We start from the raw sequence: 20,663 nt of genomic DNA on the forward strand, positions 1-20,663 counted from the left end.
GCCTCCTCGGGCCTCGTGCCCACTGTAAGGAGATCCTCCCCCGCACCGCACGTCCGCCTGAGACGTTCCCCCGCGACGCCCCAGGCGGACGGCAGCCCGAAGCGGACCCCTGAAGGGGTCGCGACCCGGACGGCCTGAGTATAGTTGGCTGGCAGCCAGTCAACACAGGAGTTACAGGATGTCCCCGCGCAGCCCGTCGGTCAACGAAGAGCTGCGGCGGCGTTCCCGGGAGCGGCTTCTACAGGCCGCGCTGGAGCTGGTGGGCGAGCGCGGATACGACGCGACGACGCTCGGGGACATAGCGGACCGCGCGGGATCGGCGCGCGGCCTGGTGTCGTACTACTTCCCCGGCAAGCGCCAGCTCGTCCAGTCCGCGGTGCACCGGCTGATGCACCGCACGCTGGAGGAGGGGCTGGAGCGCGAGCCGCGCACCGCGGACGGCCGGGAACGGATGGCGCGGGCCATCGACGCGGTCCTCGGCCTGGCCCGGGACAGGCCGGTCCTCATGCGTCAGCACATGGCCGGGATCCTGCAGGAAGAGGGGTTCGTGCAGTGCCCCGAGCAGCAGCGGCTGGCGCAGCTCCTGCGCGAGACCGTCGCCGGTCACGGCTCGCCGGACGCGGCCACCGACTACCCGATGCTGCGCGCGCTGCTGATGGGCGCGGTGTACGCGGCGCTGGTGCCGGGCGCGCCGATGGCGGTGCCGACGCTGCGGGCGGAGCTGTTCGAACGCTACGACCTCGACTGGGAGATGGGGGTCCCGCCGGACACCGAGGTGCCCGGCGGGACGTACGGGGCGGATCTGTCACGGTTCTTCGCGACCGGCCGCCTGCCGGACGATCAGTCGAAGTAGTCCGGCTGGGTCTGGACGTTGAGCTCGCCCAGACGGACCCGCTTGGCCGGGTCGGTGCGCCGGTCGCTGAGCTTCAGGACGTCGAAGCCCTTGGCGATGTCGTTCGAGTAGATGTAGCCGTTGTAGTAGTACGCCGACCAGGAGCCGCCGACCTGGAGCGTGTCGGTGCTCAGCGGGCCGCGCTCGAAGTAGGCGATCTCCTTCGGGTGGACGGAGTCGGTGAAGTCCCAGACGGAGACACCGCCCTGGTACCAGGCCTGGACCATGAGGTCCTTGCCCTTGACGGGGATCAGCGAGCCGTTGTGGGCCACGCAGTTCTCGGTGTCCGCCTGGTGGCGCGGGATCTTGTAGTAGCTCCGGAAGACCAGCTTGCGCCGGTCGCCCTTGCCGACGATGTCGTAGATGCCGTCGGCACCGCGGTTCGGACCGATGGCCGCGTTGCAGGTGGCCGCGCCGCCGCCGCCCAGCTCGTCGGTGAACACGACCTTGTCGGCCTTCTGGTTGAAGGTCGCCGAGTGCCAGAACGCGAAGTTGACGTTGTCCTCGACCTGGTCGATGACCTTGGGGTGTTCGGGGTCCTTGATGGAGAACAGGACGCCGTCGCCCATGCAGGCGCCCGCCGCGAGGTCCTTGGAGGGCAGCACGGTGATGTCGTGGCAGCCGGTGGTCTTGGAGACGCCCGGGTTGGTGGGCGAGCCCGGATTGCCGCCGCCGTCGGGTCCCTCACCGGGGAAGAGCACCGGGAAGTTCACCACCGCGGCCTTCTCGGGGGCGTGGCGCGGCACCTTGATGACCGAGATGCCGTCGTGCGGGGGTTGGCAGTCGGGGAACGTGGCGCTCGGCGAGTACGAGGACACGTAGATGTAGACGTTCTTGCGCTCCGGCACCAGTGAGTGGGTGTGCGAGCCGCAGGCGGTCTCGACGGCGGCGACGTACTTCGGGTTCGCCTTGTCGGAGATGTCGAAGACCTTCATTCCCTCCCACGAGGACTTCTCGGTCGCGGGCTGCGTGGTGCTGTTGCAGGAGTTGTCGCTGCGCGAGGAGTCGGTGGAGAGGAAGAGCAGGTTGCCGGAGACGGAGATGTCGTTCTGCGATCCCGGGCACAGCACCTGCGAGACCGTCTTCGGGGCCTTCGGGTTGCTGATGTCGAGGATGCGGAAGCCGTCGTAGTTGCCGGCGAAGGCGTACTTGCCCTGGAAGGCGAGATCCGAATTGATCCCGGGCAGGGCGTCCTTGGGGATGTTGGTGAGGTGCTGGACGTTGTCGGAGTGGACGATCTCGTCCTGTCCGGGTATCTCGCCGCTCGCCATCGCCGCCTTCAGCTCGGCGGCGTCGCTCCGGGAGACCTTCTCCCGTGCGGCGGGACCGTCCCCGGGGTCGGGGGTCGCGGCCGCCGGGCCGGCTGTGAGCAGCGCGGCCAGGAGTCCGGCCGCGACGGCGGCAACTCCCAGGCGTCTGTGCCGCGTTCGAGGGTCGTTCAACAGGGTCACTGCGTCCTCCCTTGTAGCCGTTCGCAGAGGAACGGTTCACGGACCCCAGAAGTATCGTCTGCCCCATGCGCTGATCAACAGATGGCAACGTACTCGTCATGAGAGTTTTTGCTCGGGCACGTTCGGAAGCGTGCTAGGACGGTCATGAACACCCGTGAGCTGTAAGCCGATCCGTGTGTCCCAGGAGGTCACTGTGCCCTTCCGCCGTCCGCCCCGTGCTTCCCTGGTCACGGCTTCGCTGGTGGCCGCCGTACTCGTGCTCGGGGCGTGCGACGACTCCGACACTGCGGCCAAGTCCGGTAAGGCGGGCGGACCTTCGGTGATCGCGCCCGGCAAGCCCGGCGAGGCGGCCGAGACACTCTCCGCCGACGATGCCGCGAGACAGCGCACCGAGGACGACTCCCCCAACTCGGCGGACTTCGCCTACGCGCGGATGATGATCGAACACCACACCCAGGCACTGGAGATGACCCGGCTCGCCCCGCGACAGGCCGAGTCCGGCCGGGTGAAGGCACTCGCGGCACGCATCGCGGCCGCGCAGGGACCCGAGATCAGCACGATGAAGGGCTGGCTCGACACACACGACGGCGACCGGCACGCCACGGGACACCGGCACGAGGCGATGCCCGGCATGGCGACCGACGCCCAGCTCAAGGCGTTGCGCGTGGCCCGGGGCAAGGTCTTCGACCGGCTCTTCCTGAGGCTGATGATCACGCACCACGACGGCGCGATCTCGATGGCCACGGACGTGAAGGCCCAGGGCAACAACATCCAGATCGAGGAGATGGCCGACGACGTGATCGCCCAGCAGACCAGCGAGATCAGCAGGATGCGCGCGATGTCGTGACGGTCCGCGGCTTTCGCGGGCACTCGCGGCCGGCCCGTTCAGCGACGCACATGACGGGGGGTCAGGAACCCCTCGTCGCGCGCCCCCGCGATCAGCCGCAGTGACCTGCGCCGACTGTGACCGGTGGCGCACATGACCGCCAGGACCGGATCCGCCCCGTCCCGCTGCGCGGCCCGGTACTCCTCGGCGATCAGCCGCCGCCCCTCGACGCCACGCGGCCACGCACCGCGGACACGGCCGGACAGCGGCCCCGCCGGACTCCCCGCCCGCGGCGCGGCACCCCCGCCACACGCCTCGACGAGGGGCTCCTCGATCCAGTCCGCGAGCGCCGTGAGGTCGTCCAGTGACAGCGGCGGCCGGGCTTGGACGTCCTCGATGGAGACCCCCTCACCGACCGTCACCGCGAGTACGTCGACCCGGGCGCCGTCGGCGAAGTCGATGCGGACGGAGAACCACCGCGTGACCCTGTCGTGCTCCCGCACCTCCCACGCGGGCCACACGGACACCGAGCCCTCCGGCCGATCGCGATCAGAAAGACTGAGAAAGGATGCTTCGAGCACTCGCAGAACGTAACCGCATGATCACACTCCATGGAACGGACACGCACACGTGTGCCGCGCGCCGCACCCTGTCAGCGGGCCATGAGTGGTGCGATGCTGGAGCCATCAGCGATCTCCTCGGGCTGTTCGGGTTTCGGGTTGGGAGTTCCGCCGTGCTGCATGTCGCCGTTGTCGGCTCGGGGCCCAGCGGGGTCTACACCGCCCAGAGCCTCGTCCAGAGCGGGCTGCCCGATATCAGGGTGGACGTCCTCGACAGGCTGCCGTGCCCCTACGGCCTGGTCCGCTACGGAGTGGCCCCCGACCACGAGAAGATCAAATCGCTCCAGAACAACCTGCGCACCGTCCTCGTGGACGAGCGGGTACGGTTCCTCGGCGGTGTCCAGGTGGGCCCCGGCGGCGTACCGGCCGCACGGCTGCGCGAGCTGTACCACGCGGTGGTGTACTGCGTGGGCGCCGCCACCGACCGTCACCTCGCGGTGCCCGGCGAGGAACTGACCGGCAGCTGGTCGGCGACCGAGTTCGTGTCCTGGTACAGCGCGCACCCGGACTCCGTGGCCGACGGAGCCGCCGGATTCGTGCACGGCACCCGCTCGGCCGTGGTCATCGGTGTCGGCAACGTCGCGGTCGACGTGACCCGGATCCTGGCGCGCGGCGCGGCCGAGCTGAGCCCCACCGACATGCCGCAGGCGGCGCTCACCGCGCTGGCCGCGAGCACGGTGACGGAGATCAGCATGGTCGGGCGGCGCGGTCCCTCGCAGGCCCGCTTCACCACCAAGGAACTGCGCGAGCTGGGCGGACTGCCGGACACCGACGTCGTGGTGGACCCCGAGGAGTTGGCGCTCGATCCGCAGTATGTCGACCCGTCGGCACTGCCGGCCGCCCAGCGCCGCAACGTCGAGGTACTGCGCGGGTGGGCCGCCGCCCCGGCGCGAGGCCGTCCGCGCCGGATCCGGCTCCGTTTCTTCCTGCGCCCCGTCGCGCTGCTCCCCCGCGACGGCGACCCCGACGGCGCCGGCGGCCGGGTGGGTGCCGTGCGCTTCGAACGGACGGTGCCCGACGGGCAGGGCGGGGTGACGGGCACGGGTCGCCACGAGGACATCGCGGCGCAACTGGTGCTGCGTTCGGTGGGCTATCGCGGGGTTCCGCTCGAAGGGCTGCCGTTCGACGCGGAGCACGGCACGGTGCCGCATCTCGCGGGGCGGGTGCTGCGGGACGGCGCGGTCGCTCCGGGCGAGTACGTGGCGGGCTGGATCAAGCGTGGTCCGACGGGTGTCATCGGCACCAACCGGCCGTGCGCGAAGGAGACGGTGACGTCGCTGCTGGAGGACGCGCCCGGTCTCGTACGGCGCGAGGTGACCGACGATCCGCTCGCGGCGCTGCGGGCGGACGGCCTCGCACCGGTCGAATGGGCCGGCTGGGAGGCGATCGAGCGGGCGGAGGCGGCGCTCGGGGCCTCCCTGGGGCGGGGTGTCGTGAAACTGCCCGACTGGACGTCACTGCTGGCGGCGGCGCGGACGGCGACTTCCTGAGGGCAGACTTCCTGAGGGCTCGCCCGTAATCCCCGCCGGGTACGGCGGAGTCGCTCGGGGTTCCGTGGGCATGACACACACCGGCAACAGACCGGACATCAACAAACTGTTCAAGCCCTCTACGGTCTCGTGCTGTTCGGAGGTTCCACGCCACCCTCCGGCCGCCCCGATCCGCCGCCGCCCCTGGAGTGCCCATGGCAACCACCGCACCCGTGCATCCCGTCGACGAGGTCCCGCCCGTACGCGACCTGGCCGCCTTCGGGCTGCAGCACGTGCTCGCGATGTACGCGGGAGCCGTCGCCGTTCCGCTGATCGTGGGCGGCGCGATGAAGCTCTCGCCGGCCGATCTGGCGTATCTGATCACCGCCGACCTGTTGGTCTGCGGTATCGCGACCCTCATCCAGTGCGTGGGATTCTGGCGCTTCGGCGTGCGGCTGCCGATCATGCAGGGGTGCACGTTCGCGGCGGTCTCACCGATGGTGCTCATCGGGACGACCGGCGGCGGACTGCCCGCGATCTACGGGTCGGTGATCGTCGCGGGCCTCGTGATCATGCTGTTGGCGCCGGTCTTCGGCCGGCTGCTGCGCTTCTTCCCGCCGCTCGTCACGGGCACCGTCATCCTGATCATCGGGGTCTCACTGCTGCCGGTGGCGGGCAACTGGGCCGCCGGCGGCGTGGGCGCCAAGGACTTCGGCGAGCCGAAGAACCTGGCGCTCGCGGGCTTCGTGCTGGCCGTCGTCGTGGCGGTGCAGCGGTTCGCGCCGCCCTTCCTGAGCCGGATCGCGGTGCTGATCGGCATCGCGGTGGGCGTCGCGGTGGCGGTGCCTTTCGGCTTCACGGACTTCGGCGGGGTCGATGACGCCGACTGGCTGGGGATCAGCACGCCCTTCCATTTCGGCGCCCCCGCCTTCCACGCCTCCGCGATCGTCTCGATGCTGGTGGTGGCGCTGGTGACGATGACGGAGACGACCGGCGACCTCATCGCGGTGGGTGAGATGACCGATCGCAGGGTCGAGCCGCGCACGCTGGCCGACGGGCTGCGCGCCGACGGCCTCTCCACGGTCCTCGGCGGTGTCTTCAACACCTTCCCGTACACGGCGTTCGCGCAGAATGTGGGCCTGGTCGGCATGACCCGGGTACGCAGCCGCTGGGTGGTCGCCGCCGCGGGCGGCATCCTCGTGCTGCTCGGTCTGCTGCCCAAGCTGGGCGCGGTGGTCGCGGCGGTACCCGCGCCGGTGCTGGGCGGCGCGGGTCTGGTGATGTTCGGGACGGTCGCCGCGAGCGGGCTGCGCACCCTGGCCGAGGTGGACTTCAAGGGCAACGACAACCTCACCGTCGTGGCCGTATCGGTCGCCGTGGGCGTCCTGCCGGTCGGGGTGCCGACGGTCTACGAGAAGTTCCCCGACTGGTTCCAGACGGTGATGAACAGCGGGATCAGCGCCGGATGCCTGACGGCGATCGTCCTGAACCTGATCTTCAACCATCTGCCGGGCAAGCCGGCTGGGCGGGACGGCGCCGCCACTCCGGGGGCACCCGCGGTCAGCGCCTAGACAGCTCCGGGGGCGCCCATGGTGACCGCCCGGGCGGAGGGGGCCTCAGCCGCCGTCCCGCTCCGACTCCTGGCGGGCCGCCGCCGCGAGGACGCAGCCGATGAGCCCCGGGAACAGCGTGTCGAGGTCGTCCGCGCGCAGCCCGTTCATCTTGGCCGTGCCGCGGTAGACCTGCCGGATCACCCCGCTCTCACGGAGCACCCGGAAGTGGTACGTGGTGGTGGACTTGGTGACAGGCAGGTCGAAGTGCGAACAGGACAGCTCGTCGCCGTCGGCGGCGAGCTCCCGCACGATCCGCAGCCGCATCGGATCGGACAGCGCGTGCAGCACGCCCTCCAGACGGATCTCCGCACACGCGGGGTGGGCGAGATCCCGGCTGCTGCCGGCGGGGGCGGCGGTCGTCACGGCGGCTCCAGTCCTCGGGGCGGGCTCTCGTCCGGCATCGTCTCCGGCCTGCTGGGCTCCACCGGTTCCCATTGTACGAGACCTCTCGTAGTTTGACACTTCCCGTACTACGATGTTTATCGTAGTAACCGCAGCCCGGTCCCGCGACGAATGGAGTCCTCCGTGAGCGCGCTCTTCGAGCCCATCACCCTGCGCGATCTGACCATCCCCAACCGGGTGTGGATGCCCCCGATGTGCCAGTACTCGGCCGCGCCGGAAGGGCCTTCGACGGGCGCCGCGAACGACTGGCACTTCGCCCACTACGCCGCCCGCGCCACCGGCGGCACGGGCCTGATCGTCGTCGAGGCCACCGCCGTCTCCCCCGAGGGCCGGATCAGCCCGTACGACCTCGGCATCTGGAACGACACGCAGGTGGAGGCGTTCCGCCGCATCACGGGCTTCCTGCGCGGCCAGGGCACCGTGCCCGGGATCCAGCTCGCGCACGCCGGGCGCAAGGCATCGACCGACCGCACCTGGACGGGCGGCGCGCCGGTCGGTGAGGACGCGTACGGATGGCAGCCGCTGGCCCCGAGCGCGCTGGCCTTCGACGAGCGCCATCCGGTGCCGACCGAGCTCACCGTGGACCGGATACGGGAGATTGTCGGCCAGTTCGCGGACGCGGCCCGGCGCGCCCTGGACGCCGGATTCGAGGTCGTGGAGATCCACGGCGCCCACGGCTACCTCGTCAACGAGTTCCTCTCCCCGCACTCCAACCGGCGCACCGACGAGTACGGCGGCTCCTACGAGAACCGCATCCGCTTCGCCCTCGAAGTGGTCGATGCCGTCCGTGCGGTCTGGCCCGAGGACAAGCCGCTGTTCTTCCGCGTCTCCGCCACCGACTGGCTGGACGAGGGCGGCTGGGGCGCCGACGACACCGTCCGCCTCGCCGCCCGGCTCCGGGAGCACGGCGTGGATCTGCTGGACGTCTCGACGGGCGGCAACGCCTCGGGCGTACGCATCCCGGTCGGGCCCGGTTACCAGGTCCCCTTCGCCGCACGGGTGAAGGCGGAGACCGGGCTGCCCGTCGCCGCCGTCGGCCTGATCACCGACGCCGAGCAGGCCGAGAAGATCGTCGCCAACGACGAGGCCGACGCGGTGCTGCTCGGCCGCGAGCTGCTGCGCAACCCGTCGTTCGCCCGCATCTCGGGACGCGAGCTCGGCGCGGACGTCCACGTGCCCGAGCAGTACCACCGCTCGGTCTAGTTCCGCGGGACTAGGGCGTGTTGCGAAAGTCCCGTCTGCCTCGCGACGCCTGGCACGCACTCTCGCCGCACCGGGCGAAAACCCGAGTACGTCCAGTACGCGGGCTTCCGCCCGGCCCACCGAGAGCACGCACCAGACGCCGCGAGGCCCGCCCTCCGGGCGGACGACGGGACTTTCGCAACACGCCCTAGGTCGCCGTCGTCTCCGCCCTCCCCGGGGAGACCGGCCTCCTGATCCGGTCACTGCCCCAGCAGTCGGCGCAGCCACCGCAGGCGGGCCGCCTTGGTGTCCTGGGAGAGGGCGGCCTGCGGCGCCATCTGGTCGTATCCGTGGAAGCCGCCCGGCCAGACGTGCAGTTCGGCGCGGCCGCCCGCCTGCCACATCCGGGTCGCGTACGCGACGGCCTCGTCACGGAAGGTCTCGGCCGAACCGACGTCGATGAACGCCGGGGGCAGTCCGGTGAGGTCCTCGGCGCGCGCGGGGGCGGCGTAGGGGGAGACGTCCGGGCCGCCGCGCGCGTCGCCGAGGAGGGCCGTCCATCCGGTGTTGTTCGCCGTGCGGTCCCACACGCCCAGACCGGCCATCTGGTGGCTGGACGGAGTGTCGTTGCGGTCGTCGAGCATCGGGCAGAGCAGTACCTGCCCCAGCAGCGCGGGGCCGCCGCGGTCCCGGGCGAGCAGGGCGACGGCCGCGGTCAGGCCGCCTCCGGCGCTGCCGCCGGCGACGATGATCCGGTCTGGGTCGAATCCCAGTTCCGCGGCGTGCTCGGCTGTCCACACCAGTCCCGCGTAGCAGTCCTCGACCGGCGCCGGGTGCGGGTTCTCGGGAGCGAGGCGGTACTCCACGGACACCACCCCCGCACCCAGTTCCCGTGCCCAGTCGAGGATCTCCGGGACCCCGGAGCGGCTGTCACCGACCACCATCCCGCCGCCGTGCGTGTGGTAGATGACCGGCGTCGCGGCATCGGTCCCCGTGGGCCTGCAGACGAGCAGGGAGACGTCGGGGGCGCCCCGCGGCCCGGGAACCGTGCGGTCCTCGACCTCGAAGGCCCCGTCCCCGCCCAGGTCCGGCTCCGCTCCCTCGAACGCCGCCATGCTCTCGCGCAGCGCCGGGATCATCTCGGGGTGCAGGGCGGGCGGCATCTCCTCGGCGATGGTTTCGAGGGCGGCGGCGAGTTCCGGGTCGAACGGCGGGGGCGGCCCCACCCGGAAGCGCTCGTTCCCGGCGGAGGGTGCGGAAGGTACGGCGGTCATCGGTTCTCCCTGCGTCACGGTCACGCCCCTGTGGCCACTGTCGTCATCGTGCCCTGGGCCGGCGGTTCGGCGGGAGCGCCATACGGCGGAGAACTCCCGCCGAACGGCGGGGCGCTCCACGGAACACGACGACGGTGTCCGCGTCCCTGGGCATGGCTGGTCGGTGGTGCCGGAGATCAGTGATGCGCGGCCGGCGGGGGTCGAGATCCAGGTCACCCCGGCGCCCTGTCACACATCACCCCGCCACCCCGGTCATACGTGTGTACCCACAACCCGTCGTCAATCGTCAGGAGATCACCGTGGAATCGCGTCTCAACTACTTCGGCCACCCCCTCGCCGGAAAGGTGCTGAAGCACATCAACACGGCCGGCAAGGTGGCTTCGGACACGACGCTGCCGCACGCGGTCCAGGAACTCGTGAAGATCCGCGCGAGCCAGATCAACGGCTGCGGCTTCTGCACCGACATGCACACCAAGGACGCCGTGGCGGCGGGCGAGACCGCGCAGCGGCTCCACCTGGTCGCTGCCTGGCGTGAGGCCACGGTCTTCACCGACGCCGAGCGCGCCGCGCTGGAACTGGCCGAGCAGGGCACCCGCATCGCCGACGCCGCCGGCGGTGTGACCGACGAGGCATGGGCCGCCGCGGTCAAGCACTACGACGAGGAGCAGCTCGTCGCGCTGATCTCCCTCATCGCCATCATCAACGCCTACAACCGCATCAACGTCATCAACCAGCAGCCCGCCGGGAGCTACCAGCCCGGCCAGTTCGGCTGATCGACGCCCGTCCGCCGGACACGACCGGTCCGTCTCCGCGCCGCCCCGACCCACGGCGGGGAGACGGACCACCGGCGTTGAGCGTCACCCGGCCGGGCGACCGAATTCGCCGCGATGACGACGTCCGGCGCGAACACGCCTTCTCACTCGACGGCACACGCGTCTTCGGACACTCGCTCGCCTTCCCTACGCACATCGAAAAGGGGAAAACCATGCCCAGTTCAACGACCCCGAGTTTCACGGACCGGGTCGCCATCGTGACAGGAGCGGGGTCGGGCATCGGCCGCGCCACCGCGATCGCCCTCGCCGAGGCAGGGGCACACGTCCTCGGTGTGGGACGCCGGAAGGACGCCCTGGAGGAGACGGCTCTCGCCCACTCCGGCATCGCGGTCCTGCCGCTCGACATCCGCGAGGAGAACGCCGCCGACAGGGTGGTGGCCACCGCGGTGGAGCGGTGGGGCCGGATCGACGTGCTGGTGAACAACGCCGGCGCCACGGCCGTGATGCCGCTCGCGGAGAGTGACCGGTCGGTCATCACCAGCCTGTTCGACCTCAACGTGACAGCGCCGAGCATGCTCGCCCACGCCGCCCTGCCGCACCTGCGGGACTCCTCCGGTTCCATCGTCAACGTCTCCAGCACCTACGGGCACCGCCCCCTGGCCGGCGGCGCCCATTACGCCGCCACCAAGAGCGCCCTCGAGCAACTGACCCGGAGCTGGGCCCTGGAGCTCGCGTCCGACGGCGTACGGGTGAACGCCATCGCCCCCGGACCCACCAAGACTGACGTCCTGGTCGCGGCGGGCCTCGCGCAGGACACCATCGACGAGCTGCGCGCCTACGAACGCGACCGCATCCCGACCGGCCGTCTCGGAGACGCGGAGGACGTCGCGGGCTGGATCCTGCGCGTCGCCGATCCCACGAGCACGCACCTGACCGGCCAAGTGCTGACGATCGACGGGGGACTTGAGCTCGTCTGACCACCGGCCGGCCCGGCCTCGGACCAGCTGGCGAGCTGTGCGGTCCGAGGCCGGGCCTGTGGTGCGGGAGGGTGACCGGTCTCAGCGGGTCTGGTCGGTGGGCCGGATCAGGATCTCGTTGACGGCGACGTGCTCGGGCTGGGAGAGCGCGTACAGAACGGCGCCGGCGATGTCCTCGGCCTGGAGCGTCCGCATGGACTCGGCCATGGTCTTCGCCATGGCCTGGATGGCCGGGTCGGTGATGTGGGTGGTCAGCTCGGTGGCCACGAAACCTGGTTCCACGACGACGACCCGCACGCCCTGCTCGGTGACCTCCTGGCGCAACGCCTCGGAGAAGGCGGTGACACCGAACTTGGTGGCCGCGTACACACCGCTCGCGGCCGATGACACGCGCCCCGACGTCGAGGAGATCTGCACCACCGCCCCCTTGCTCAGGAGCAGGTGCGGCAGGGCGGAGTGGACCGCGTACATCGATCCGAGCAGGTTGGTCTCGACCATGCGCGTCCACTCCGTGGTGTCCGCGCCCAGGATCTGCCCGCTGAGCATCACGCCCGCGTTGTTCACCAGCACGTCGAGGGTTCCGAAGCGCTCGACGGTCGCCTCGACGGCGTCGCGCACCGACTGCGGGTCGGTGACGTCCAGTTCGAGGGCCAGCACCTCGCCGGGGGCGTCCTCGGCGAGCGACCGCACCCGGTCGGCCCGCCGGGCGCCGGCCGCGACCCGGGCTCCCGCCTTCGACAGGGCGATCGCGATGGCCCGTCCGATGCCCGAGGACGCACCGGTGACGAGGACGACTCTGCCTTCCAGGGTGTTGCTCACAAGGATCTCCAAGAAGTTCGTGGTTCGAAGTACCGGACCCGGCGGGGGCCCTCAGGGCAGCCGGAAACAGGCGGTACCAGAAGGTGACCGCTGGGTCATGTTGACCGTAGCAGCTAATATGACCCTGCGGTCATGTTGATGGTAGGCTTCTCCTCGTGAGGAGGCACACATGACCGAGACGACGGCCGTCACCGGCCAGCGGGCGGACATGGTGCGCAATCGACGCCTGCTGCTGGAGGCCGCGACGGCGGCGTTCGCGGAGCGCGGGGTCGAGGTGTCGATCGGCGAGATCGCCCAACGCGCCGGCCTCGCCAAGGGCACGGTGTTCCGGCACTTCGCGTCCAAGGAGGAACTGCTCGCGGCGATCACGCTCCAGTTGCTCGACCAGCTCGTCCGCGCGGCAAAACGGCTGCTGGCGGCCGACGACGCGGAAGCGGCGCTACGGGAGTTCATGACCGACGGGGTCGAACTGCTCGCCGCCGACCGTGCGTTCTGCGAAGTGATCGGACGCCCCTCGCTCCAGCATTCCGGGGTGCGGGACACGATCGGCGTTCTCTGTGAGGCGGCCGAGGCACTCACCGCCAGGGCGCGCGAACAGGGCACCATCCGCGGCGATGTCACGGGAACGGACATCGTGCTGCTCCTCGGTGGCATCCACCAGACCGCGGCGCCGCTGCTGGCCACGCAGCCGCAGGTGTGGCGCCGCTACCTCGCGCTGGCTCTCGACGGCCTGCGCGCCGCCGACGCCGGCACGCTGCCACACCCGCCGCCCGGCCGCCCGCACCTCACCTGACCCCCACCGCACTTGTCACACACTCCGGTGGTGTCCGGTCTCTTCTGTGGACGGAGCGCAACCAACGTGGGAAAGGGATGGTCGGCATGTCGTACCCGAAGCAGGTGTACCTGGGCGATGACGGCGAGATCAACGCGGACTTCCGGCCGGCGAAGACTCCACCGGACGTCGGCACGGCCGGCGCTGACGCCATCCACTACCTGGCGACCACGACCACCACGCACGGCGAATTCGGGCTCTACCGAGTCGAGATGCGCCCGCACGCGGGTGGACCCAGGACCCACTTCCACAAGACCATCTCGGAGTCCTTCTTCATCCTCAACGGCACGGTCCGTCTGTTCGACGGCGGGCAGTGGATCGACGCCCGGCAGGGTGACTTCCTCCATGTGCCGCAGGGCGGACTGCACGCGTTCCGCAACGACTCCGACTCACCGGCCGACATGCTTCTGCTCTTCACTCCCGGAGCACCGCGTGAGGAGTACTTCGAGAAGCTCTCGCAGCTGGCGGACGCGACGGACGAGGAGCGCGCCGAGTTCCTCCTCAAGCACGACTCGTACTTCGTGGAGCAGTCGTAGGAGCACTCCCCCGGCCGTCTCCGCTCCGCCCGGATCAGCCCCCTGGGCGCGGAGCACGCAGATGAGCCCGGCGCGCCAGTTCCTCCTCGTCGACCAGTGTGAGCATCGGCGTGCCGGGTGCGCAGAGCATGGTCACGACGAACCGGCACGGCGCGTCCGCGCGGGCGTTTCCGTCCTGATAGTGGATGACGTCACCGCCCGGCTCCCAGAACGTCTCGCCGGCCTTGACGACGCGTTCCGGTTCGCCTTCGAGCTCGAAGCGCACCTCGCCCTCGAGCACGTAGCCGAAGGCCGGTCCCGAGTGGCGGTGCGGAGGGGTACCGGGGTCACCGGGCGGCCACTGGACGAGGATCGTCATCCCCGAGGCGCCCTCGGGGATGTGGGGCGGTTCGGCGTCCTGCAGGACCGTCACCGCCGTCTTCCACGCCTCGGAACGGGGCCTGTCCGACGTCCCGCCCGACGAGTCGTTGTTCGACACTGCGACTCCCTCCGTGCTGGTCCGCGGCGACGGTGTCCGTCGCTGATCAAGCGTGCACGGGTCCGATGGGGAGCACAACACGAGGCGTGCGCGGCGGGGCGGGACGCGTGCCCTCACCACGCGTCCCGCGGTGCCGGCCGGTAAAATGGGGGACCCAGACCTGAAGGAGATCCATGTCCGCCGGGGATGACGCAGACGCCCTCGACCAGGCAACGAGGGATTTCGTCGCGGCCCGTCCCCAGCTCTTCGGTATCGCGTACCGCGTGCTCGGCAGCGCCGTGGAAGCCGAGGACATCGTCCAGGAGGCCTGGCTGCGGTGGCAGAGCACCGACCGCACCGACATCCGCGAGCCCGCGGCGTTCCTCGCCACGGTCACCGCCCGCCTGGCCATCAACCTCGCGCAGTCCGCCAGAGTGCGGCGTGAGACATACATCGGACCCTGGCTCCCGGAACCGGTCGACACCAGCGTGGACCCGCAGTTGGGCGCGGAACGGGCCGAGGCACTCGACCTGGCCGTTCTCTTCATCCTGGAGAAGCTGAACCCCGTCGAACGGGCCGCCTACGTCCTGCGGGAAGCCTTCGACTACCCCTACGGACAGATCGCGGACATCCTCGAGACCAGCGAAGCCAACACGCGTCAGCTGGTGAGCCGCGCCCGCAAACACCTGTCGGCGGAGCGCAGGGAACCGGTCAGCCCCGACGCTCACCGCAGGCTGCTGGAAGTCTTCCTCGTCGCCGCCCAGACAGGCAGCCTGTCGGCCCTCGAGGAAGTACTCAGTGCCGATGTGGTCAGCTACGCCGACGGCGGAGGCATCCGCGGGGCATCGAAGATCCCGGTCGTCGGCCGTCCCCACGTCTCCAAGTACCTCGTCGCCTTCGCCCCCCGCTTCTGGCCGGAGACGGACATCCGCTGGGTCGAGAGCAACGGCAGCCCGGCCGTCCTCGTCTCGTCCCACGGAAACCCGATGGTCCTGCTCTCCGTGGACACCTCGGAACGCGGCATCGAACGCATCATGTGGGTCATGAACCCCGACAAACTCGGCCCCTACGTGGCTTCATTGAGCGCCTGAAGGTCTCTTCGGTCCGGACCGTGCCGCGTCGCCCGACAGTCGTCGGGACACAGGACACCGGCGCACGTGCCCGCGGCTGTCACGAGCCCGGCCCCGGCTGTCACAAGCGGGGTGGCCGGTCGGTCAACCAGCTGTCCGAGACCCGGGGCTTGCCCATGACACAAAGGCGCGGGACACATGGCACTTGGCGCATCCGGCTCGCTGGGCTCCACCCAGGGCCGGCCCTCTCGCATGGGCTGCCGGCACGAGGGGAACCCGGCCTGCCCCCGCCCTTCCACGACGGTGCCGGCTCCGCGGCCGACGGTGGCCGTCGACGGCGACGGCGACGGCAACGGAGCCGTGCGGTGACCGACGGCGTCCGGTCGCCCCCGCCGTCCACCGCCAAGGACTTCGACGCGGAGTCCTTCGTTCCCCTCTACCGCACGACGGTGACCGTGAGCGGGGGGACAGCACGTCACGGGCGGGCCTCGGGAAGGGCTCGCTCGGCCGACGGGGTCCTGGACCTCGACCTCGGTATGCCCGCCGAGCTGGGAGGAGACGGCCGGGGAACGAATCCCGAGCAGTTGTTCGCCGCGGGGTTCGCCGCCTGCTTCCACGGCGCGCTCAGCCTGGTGGCCCGCCAGGCTGCGTTCGACCCCGCCGTGATCTCCGTGGAGGTGACCGTCGCGCTCGGGCGGGACCCGGGGGACGTCGGCCATCTGCTGTGCGTCGACCTCGTGGTGAGGTGGCCCGGCGTCGACCCCGAGGCGGCCGCTCCGCTGCTGGCGGAGGCCGATTCGCTGTGTCCCTACGCGAAGATGGCCCGGCGGGGGACGCCGACGACCATCACGCTGTCGTCGTAGCCGGTCCACGGGACGGACGAGAAGAAGGTGTCACAAACACCAGGACGGCCTGGTCGTAGTGGTGACAACCCAGGCGATCGGAGCAAACCGTGGTCATCACCGAACGACGTCTCTCCACCATGGTGCTGGTGATCGGCACCGGAGGAGCCGGACTGCGAGCGGCCATCGAACTGGCCGAGGCCGGCGTCGACGTCCTCGCGGTCGGCAAACGGCCCAAGGAGGACACCCACACGGCACTTGCCGCCGGAGGGATCAACGCGGCGCTGTCCACGATGGATCCCGAGGACAGCTGGCAGCAGCACGCGGCGGACACCCTCAAGGAGAGTTACCTTCTCGCCGACCCCCGGACGACCCGGATCGTCACCCAGGGCGCCGCCCAGGGAATCGACGACCTGGAACGCTATGGCATGGCCTTCGCCAGAGAAGAGGACGGCCGGATCAGCCAGCGCTTCTTCGGCGCCCACAAGTTCCGGCGGACCGCCTTCGCCGGCGACTACACCGGTCTGGAGATTCAGCGCACCCTCATCAGGCGCGCCGACCAGCTCGGCATCCCCGTACTCGACGGCGTCTACATCACCCGGCTTCTGGTCCACGACGGCGCCGTCTTCGGTGCCTACGGATTCGACCTCACCGACGGAACGCGCTACCTGATCCACGCCGACGCCGTCATACTCGCCGCGGGTGGTCACACCCGCATCTGGCGACGCACGTCCTCACGCCGCGACGAGAACACGGGCGACTCCTTCCGTCTGGCGGTGGAGGCGGGCGCCCGTCTGCGCGACCCCGAGCTGGTCCAGTTCCATCCGTCCGGGATCATCGAGCCGGAGAACGCGGCCGGCACCCTGGTCAGCGAGGCCGCTCGGGGCGAGGGCGGAGTACTGCGCAACGCGCTCGGAGAGCGGTTCATGTCCCGCTACGACCCCGTCCGAATGGAGCTGTCCACCCGCGACCGTGTCGCCCTGGCCTCCTACACGGAGATCAAGGAAGGGCGAGGCACCCCCAGCGGGGGCGTGTGGCTCGACGTCTCCCATCTCTCCCGGCAGACGATCATGACGCGGCTCCCCCGCGTCTACCAGACCCTGCTGGATCTGCAGATGCTGGACATCACCCGGGAACCCATCGAGATCGCGCCCACGGCGCACTACTCGATGGGCGGGGTGTGGGTGCGCCCCGAGGACCACAGCACCGACGTCCGTGGCCTGTACGCCATCGGCGAGGCGTCGAGCGGGCTGCACGGCGCCAACCGCCTGGGCGGGAACAGTCTCATCGAGCTGCTGGTCTTCGGCCGCATCACGGGCCGGGCGGCCGCCGACTACTCGCGATCCCTCACCGCGCACACGCGGTCGGCGGCGGCCACCGCGCAGGCCCGTGCGGAGATCGACGACCTCCTCGCCGCCGACGGGCCGGAGAACGTCCGCGCCCTGCAGCGTGCCATCCGCAACACCATGACCGAGCACGCGGGAGTCGTACGCCACGAGGAGGGCCTGCGCGCCGGGCTGGCGGAACTCGCCGAGATCGAGAAGAGGATGGAGAAGGTGGGCGTCCACCCGGACATCGCCGGCTATCAGGACCTCGCGCACGCCTTCGATCTCCTGTCCGCCGCCCTGGCGGCCCGCGCCACCCTCGAAGCGGCACTGGAGCGTCGCGAGACCCGTGGTTGTCACAACCGCAGTGACTATCCCGACCTCGATCCCGCTCTGCAGGTCAATCTCGTGTGGTCGCCGACGGGCGGCATCACCCACGAGAGCATTCCGGCCATTCCTGAGGAGATCTCCTCCCTCATGGAGGATGTCTCCACCGAGGGAAAGCTCGCCGAATAGCGGGTGGCGGCCTGGCGGCGGCGCGGGAGGGCGCGGAGGTGATGATCGACGTGTCCGCCTCGCCCTTGGACACCGAGTTCAAGGAGGCCACGCTTCTGCCCGGGTCCGACCCGCACATCGCCGGGACCCCGTCCGTCGAACGGCCCGCGCACCAGCGGTGATTCCCGTGGGCCCCTGTCGACGAGACAGGGGCCCCTCCATTGCGGCGGCAGCCCCACCCCCACGGGTACGGACACCGTGGGGGACTTCCTTTTCCGAATCGCCCCCCTACGAGATCCCCGCGCGGAAGAATCGGCTCGACATGTTCCACCCCGAGGAAGCCACCGTTTCCCGTCCCGCTCCCCACGAGGAGCCGACCGGCGTCTACATCATCGACCCGGTCCGCAGCGCGATCGGCTTTTCCGCCCGACGCGCGATGATCGCCGACGTACGCGGGAACTTCACCGATTTCGAGGGGCTCCTCAAACTCGACGGAGCCCGTCCCACCCGGTCCGAGGTCTACCTCAGTGCCCAGACGGGCAGTGCGGACACGGGTTGCCGGGAGCGCGACGCGTACGTCACCGGCCCGGAGTTGCTGGACTCCGCGACGTTTCCTCTCCTGAGCTTCCGTTCCACCGGAGTCCTCGACGCCGGTGACGACCGGCTTCGCCTGGCGGGGTTCCTCCGGATCAAGGACGTCGAACTTCCCTTCCACCTCGGCCTCGAGTTGCGTGCGACGAGCCGGGACGCGTACGGACGCGACCGCGTCGGCTTCGCAGGTACGCTCACCGCGCGGCGGTCCGCCCCTGCCCCCGGCGAGAACCCGGCTCCGGGAGCAGGTGTTCTTCTGACCGGTGACAGGGTGAAGCTGACCCTCGACATCTGCGCCGTGCGGACGCGGCCGGGTCAGTCCCGGTGATCACCGGTGAGCGCCTTGTACTCCTGCTCCGTCGGCTTGGTGATCTGCGCGCCCTCGCCGTAGAAACGCCGGCTGAGCCGTGCACGCAGTCGCTGGGCGGGGTGCGATCCGGCACTCGGGTCTCCCCCGTCGCCCGTACCGCCCGGACCGATCGGCCGGTACTGCTCGTGCTGGGTGAGAACGTGCAGTCGTTCCTGGCTGAGCGGCTCGTGCACCTCGACGAACTCACCGTGCGGCAAACGCCTGATCCTGCCGGTCTCGCGCCCGTGCAGGACCGCGTCGCGGTCCGCGCGCTGGAGACCGAGCGCCCACCGACGCGCCACGGCGTAGGCGGCGGGAGGCACGACGAACAGAGCGACGCGCACCGCCCACGTCACTGATTCGACCCCGACGTGCAGGCGAATGGCGATGATGTCGTTCGCGGCTCCGATGAGGGCCACCAGATAGAAACCGATCCACGCCGCACCAAGGCCCAGCCGCACCGGCCGGTTGCGTGGCCTGTCGAGAACATGCTGGTCACGGCGATCGCCCGTCACCCAGGCCTCGATGAACGGGTACGCGCCCATGGCGAGGAAGAGTCCCGCTCCGGCCAGCAGCGGGATCAGGTTGTCGAGGGCCAGAGTGTGGCCCCAGAGGTCGACTTCCCAGCCGGGCATGACGCGCAGGAGTCCGTCCGCCACACCCATGTACCAGTCGGGTTGGGACCCCGCCGAGACCTGGTCGGCGCGGTGAGGCCCGTACTGCCAGACGGGATTGATCTGCGCGAACGCCCCCATGAGGAGGAGACCGCCGGCCACCAGGAAGAAGTATCCCGCGGACTTCACGGCGCGCGCTCTGCGCGGAAGGCCCACGACGTTGCGGTTGTTGCGCCCCGGACCCGGATACTGCGCGTGCCGGTGGCGGAGGGCCAGCACCACATGCGCGACGACAAGCCCCGCCATGAGGGCAGGGATGATCAGCACGTGAAGGGTGTTGAAACGCGCGACCAGGTCGTCGCCCGGGAACTCGCCCCCGAAAAGGAACATCGAGAGGTACGTGCCGACGATCGGAAGGGAGAGGATGGTTCCGTTCACGACCGCGAGGCCCGTCCCGGACAGCAGGTCGTCCGGAAGGTCGTAGCCCGTCAGGCCCGCGAACATTCCCAATACCAACAGCAGGAAACCGAAAACCCAGTTGAGCTCACGAGGCTTTCGGAACGCTCCGGTGAAGAACACGCGCATCATGTGGACCAGCATCGCGGCGACGAAGACCAGCGCCGCCCAGTGGTGGACCTGTCGGATGAGCAGGCCACCCCGTACATCGAAGGATATGTGCAGGGTCGAGTCGAAGGCCTCCGACACCCTCTGCCCCCGCAGCGGGGCGTAACTGCCCTGATACGTCACTTCCTTCATCGACGGATGGAAGAACAGCGTGAGATACACGCCGGTGACGACGATGACGAGAAAGCTGTAGAGACATATCTCGCCCAGCATGAACGACCAGTGGTCCGGGAACGCCCTTCGCGTTCTCTCCCTGACCCGCCCCCGCATACCCAGGCGTACGGAGGCCCAGTCGGCAATCCTCTCTCCCGCGGGACCTCGCCCCACAGGCTGTTCCTGACTCCCGCCGCTCATGCCTTCTACCACCGTCCACCAATCGTTCAGGAAAATCGCGTTCGACCGACAAGAACCCGGCCTGCTCCCACCCTTATGACCGGCCCAGAAGCATGGCTGTGACACCCCGAGGCGCATGTCACAAGAGCCGTGCCTGTCCGGTCTGAATGATTGAGCCGAGAAAAGGGAAATGGCGTGTCATTCGCCAGGACTTCACCGTCGGCCGCCGAAATCACTGTCCGGGCACGGGCGTGTACGTACCGGCCCCGTACCGTCGGGCCGGCGATACCGCTCAAG

21 protein-coding genes are annotated in these 20,663 nt (G+C 70.0%); 14 read left to right on the forward strand and 7 right to left on the reverse strand.

Going from position 1 to position 20,663, the window contains the following annotated elements; all coding sequences use genetic code 11:
• The first annotated feature begins 178 nt into the window (after positions 1 to 178).
• Positions 179 to 853, forward strand: a complete 675-nt coding sequence (locus HEP85_RS05735; RefSeq protein ID WP_168526751.1) for a TetR/AcrR family transcriptional regulator — start codon at positions 179 to 181, stop codon at positions 851 to 853.
• Here HEP85_RS05735 and HEP85_RS05740 read toward each other — a convergent pair.
• On the reverse strand, positions 841 to 2,343 hold the full coding sequence (locus tag HEP85_RS05740) for an LVIVD repeat-containing protein (RefSeq protein WP_168526753.1): 1,503 nt from the start codon (positions 2,341 to 2,343) through the stop codon (positions 841 to 843). The two genes, HEP85_RS05735 and HEP85_RS05740, sit on opposite strands and share 13 nt — an antisense overlap.
• A gap of 193 nt (positions 2,344 to 2,536) precedes the next feature.
• On the opposite strand from HEP85_RS05740, the gene HEP85_RS05745 reads away from it, so the two are divergent.
• Positions 2,537 to 3,190 (forward strand): DUF305 domain-containing protein, encoded by a 654-nt coding sequence (locus tag HEP85_RS05745; protein ID WP_168526755.1) that lies wholly within the window; start codon positions 2,537 to 2,539, stop codon positions 3,188 to 3,190.
• 38 nt (positions 3,191 to 3,228) lie between these two features.
• Here HEP85_RS05745 and HEP85_RS05750 read toward each other — a convergent pair whose 3' ends face one another.
• On the reverse strand, positions 3,229 to 3,696 hold the full coding sequence (locus tag HEP85_RS05750) for a DUF6214 family protein (protein ID WP_168526757.1): 468 nt from the start codon (positions 3,694 to 3,696) through the stop codon (positions 3,229 to 3,231).
• 206 nt (positions 3,697 to 3,902) lie between these two features.
• Here HEP85_RS05750 and HEP85_RS05755 point away from each other — a divergent pair, with 206 nt between their 5' ends.
• Together HEP85_RS05755 and HEP85_RS05760 are read left to right on the forward strand one after the other, a co-directional pair.
• Positions 3,903 to 5,279, forward strand: a complete 1,377-nt coding sequence (locus tag HEP85_RS05755) for an FAD-dependent oxidoreductase (RefSeq protein WP_168526759.1) — start codon at positions 3,903 to 3,905, stop codon at positions 5,277 to 5,279.
• A 194-nt stretch (positions 5,280 to 5,473) separates the two neighbouring features.
• Positions 5,474 to 6,829, forward strand: a complete 1,356-nt coding sequence (locus HEP85_RS05760) for a nucleobase:cation symporter-2 family protein (RefSeq protein WP_168526761.1) — start codon at positions 5,474 to 5,476, stop codon at positions 6,827 to 6,829.
• A gap of 45 nt (positions 6,830 to 6,874) precedes the next feature.
• Here the strand turns inward: HEP85_RS05760 and HEP85_RS05765 are convergent, their stop codons facing one another.
• Positions 6,875 to 7,234: a helix-turn-helix transcriptional regulator gene (locus HEP85_RS05765; protein ID WP_248001848.1), complete on the reverse strand. Its 360-nt coding sequence runs from the start codon at positions 7,232 to 7,234 to the stop codon at positions 6,875 to 6,877.
• 162 nt (positions 7,235 to 7,396) lie between these two features.
• On the opposite strand from HEP85_RS05765, the gene HEP85_RS05770 reads away from it, so the two are divergent.
• Entirely contained in the window at positions 7,397 to 8,476 is a 1,080-nt protein-coding gene (locus tag HEP85_RS05770) for an NADH:flavin oxidoreductase/NADH oxidase (protein ID WP_168526765.1), read from the forward strand.
• Positions 8,477 to 8,715: 239 nt separating this feature from the next.
• On the opposite strand, the gene HEP85_RS05775 is transcribed toward HEP85_RS05770, so the two are convergent.
• Positions 8,716 to 9,729 (reverse strand): alpha/beta hydrolase, encoded by a 1,014-nt coding sequence (locus HEP85_RS05775; RefSeq protein WP_168526767.1) that lies wholly within the window; start codon positions 9,727 to 9,729, stop codon positions 8,716 to 8,718.
• Positions 9,730 to 10,028: 299 nt separating this feature from the next.
• On the opposite strand from HEP85_RS05775, the gene HEP85_RS05780 reads away from it, so the two are divergent.
• Together HEP85_RS05780 and HEP85_RS05785 are read left to right on the forward strand one after the other, a co-directional pair.
• Positions 10,029 to 10,502, forward strand: coding sequence for a carboxymuconolactone decarboxylase family protein (locus HEP85_RS05780; protein WP_168526769.1), 474 nt, complete (start codon positions 10,029 to 10,031; stop codon positions 10,500 to 10,502).
• 212 nt (positions 10,503 to 10,714) lie between these two features.
• Positions 10,715 to 11,479, forward strand: a complete 765-nt coding sequence (locus tag HEP85_RS05785; protein ID WP_168526771.1) for an SDR family NAD(P)-dependent oxidoreductase — start codon at positions 10,715 to 10,717, stop codon at positions 11,477 to 11,479.
• 81 nt (positions 11,480 to 11,560) lie between these two features.
• Here the strand turns inward: HEP85_RS05785 and HEP85_RS05790 are convergent, their stop codons facing one another.
• Positions 11,561 to 12,298, reverse strand: a complete 738-nt coding sequence (locus tag HEP85_RS05790) for an SDR family NAD(P)-dependent oxidoreductase (protein WP_168526773.1) — start codon at positions 12,296 to 12,298, stop codon at positions 11,561 to 11,563.
• A gap of 169 nt (positions 12,299 to 12,467) precedes the next feature.
• Here HEP85_RS05790 and HEP85_RS05795 point away from each other — a divergent pair, with 169 nt between their 5' ends.
• Together HEP85_RS05795 and HEP85_RS05800 are read left to right on the forward strand one after the other, a co-directional pair.
• Entirely contained in the window at positions 12,468 to 13,091 is a 624-nt protein-coding gene (locus HEP85_RS05795; RefSeq protein ID WP_168526775.1) for a TetR/AcrR family transcriptional regulator, read from the forward strand.
• 86 nt (positions 13,092 to 13,177) lie between these two features.
• Complete coding sequence (locus HEP85_RS05800; RefSeq protein WP_168526777.1) at positions 13,178 to 13,666, forward strand: cupin domain-containing protein; 489 nt, start codon at positions 13,178 to 13,180, stop codon at positions 13,664 to 13,666.
• Between the two features lie 34 nt (positions 13,667 to 13,700).
• Here the strand turns inward: HEP85_RS05800 and HEP85_RS05805 are convergent, their stop codons facing one another.
• On the reverse strand, positions 13,701 to 14,078 hold the full coding sequence (locus tag HEP85_RS05805; protein WP_248002456.1) for a cupin domain-containing protein: 378 nt from the start codon (positions 14,076 to 14,078) through the stop codon (positions 13,701 to 13,703).
• Between the two features lie 239 nt (positions 14,079 to 14,317).
• On the opposite strand from HEP85_RS05805, the gene HEP85_RS05810 reads away from it, so the two are divergent.
• The 5 genes from HEP85_RS05810 to HEP85_RS05830 all read left to right on the forward strand — a co-directional run bounded on the left by HEP85_RS05810 (position 14,318) and on the right by HEP85_RS05830 (position 18,774).
• A complete protein-coding gene (locus tag HEP85_RS05810) occupies positions 14,318 to 15,214 on the forward strand; it encodes an RNA polymerase sigma-70 factor (RefSeq protein WP_168526780.1) in 897 nt (298 codons plus the stop codon).
• 177 nt (positions 15,215 to 15,391) lie between these two features.
• The gene (locus tag HEP85_RS05815) at positions 15,392 to 15,562 is read left to right on the forward strand and encodes a hypothetical protein (RefSeq protein ID WP_369657617.1); all 171 of its coding nucleotides are present in this window, start codon (positions 15,392 to 15,394) and stop codon (positions 15,560 to 15,562) included.
• A gap of 80 nt (positions 15,563 to 15,642) precedes the next feature.
• Positions 15,643 to 16,056 (forward strand): Ohr family peroxiredoxin, encoded by a 414-nt coding sequence (locus HEP85_RS05820; RefSeq protein WP_248002457.1) that lies wholly within the window; start codon positions 15,643 to 15,645, stop codon positions 16,054 to 16,056.
• A gap of 119 nt (positions 16,057 to 16,175) precedes the next feature.
• Positions 16,176 to 17,876: an L-aspartate oxidase gene (locus HEP85_RS05825; protein WP_168533375.1), complete on the forward strand. Its 1,701-nt coding sequence runs from the start codon at positions 16,176 to 16,178 to the stop codon at positions 17,874 to 17,876.
• Between the two features lie 301 nt (positions 17,877 to 18,177).
• On the forward strand, positions 18,178 to 18,774 hold the full coding sequence (locus HEP85_RS05830) for a YceI family protein (protein ID WP_168526786.1): 597 nt from the start codon (positions 18,178 to 18,180) through the stop codon (positions 18,772 to 18,774).
• On the opposite strand, the gene HEP85_RS05835 is transcribed toward HEP85_RS05830, so the two are convergent.
• Positions 18,762 to 20,387, reverse strand: a complete 1,626-nt coding sequence (locus tag HEP85_RS05835; RefSeq protein ID WP_168526788.1) for a ubiquinol-cytochrome c reductase cytochrome b subunit — start codon at positions 20,385 to 20,387, stop codon at positions 18,762 to 18,764. The two genes, HEP85_RS05830 and HEP85_RS05835, sit on opposite strands and share 13 nt — an antisense overlap.
• Positions 20,388 to 20,663: the final 276 nt, after the last annotated feature.

Source organism: Streptomyces sp. RPA4-2 (assembly GCF_012273515.2).
In the GTDB taxonomy this organism is placed as follows: domain Bacteria; phylum Actinomycetota; class Actinomycetes; order Streptomycetales; family Streptomycetaceae; genus Streptomyces; species Streptomyces kaempferi.

Bases quoted from the DNA above. Each gene is read 5' to 3' on its own strand.
- HEP85_RS05795 (WP_168526775.1), top strand. From the start codon at position 12,468: ATGACCGAGACGACGGCCGTCACCGGCCAGCGGGCGGACATGGTGCGC.
- HEP85_RS05810 (WP_168526780.1), top strand. From the start codon at position 14,318: ATGTCCGCCGGGGATGACGCAGACGCCCTCGACCAGGCAACGAGGGAT.
- HEP85_RS05815 (WP_369657617.1), top strand. From the start codon at position 15,392: ATGGCACTTGGCGCATCCGGCTCGCTGGGCTCCACCCAGGGCCGGCCC.
- HEP85_RS05835 (WP_168526788.1), bottom strand. From the start codon at position 20,387: ATGAGCGGCGGGAGTCAGGAACAGCCTGTGGGGCGAGGTCCCGCGGGA.
- HEP85_RS05775 (WP_168526767.1), bottom strand. From the start codon at position 9,729: ATGACCGCCGTACCTTCCGCACCCTCCGCCGGGAACGAGCGCTTCCGG.
- HEP85_RS05830 (WP_168526786.1), top strand. From the start codon at position 18,178: ATGTTCCACCCCGAGGAAGCCACCGTTTCCCGTCCCGCTCCCCACGAG.
- HEP85_RS05760 (WP_168526761.1), top strand. From the start codon at position 5,474: ATGGCAACCACCGCACCCGTGCATCCCGTCGACGAGGTCCCGCCCGTA.
- HEP85_RS05825 (WP_168533375.1), top strand. From the start codon at position 16,176: ATGGTGCTGGTGATCGGCACCGGAGGAGCCGGACTGCGAGCGGCCATC.
- HEP85_RS05735 (WP_168526751.1), top strand. From the start codon at position 179: ATGTCCCCGCGCAGCCCGTCGGTCAACGAAGAGCTGCGGCGGCGTTCC.
- HEP85_RS05800 (WP_168526777.1), top strand. From the start codon at position 13,178: ATGTCGTACCCGAAGCAGGTGTACCTGGGCGATGACGGCGAGATCAAC.
- HEP85_RS05785 (WP_168526771.1), top strand. From the start codon at position 10,715: ATGCCCAGTTCAACGACCCCGAGTTTCACGGACCGGGTCGCCATCGTG.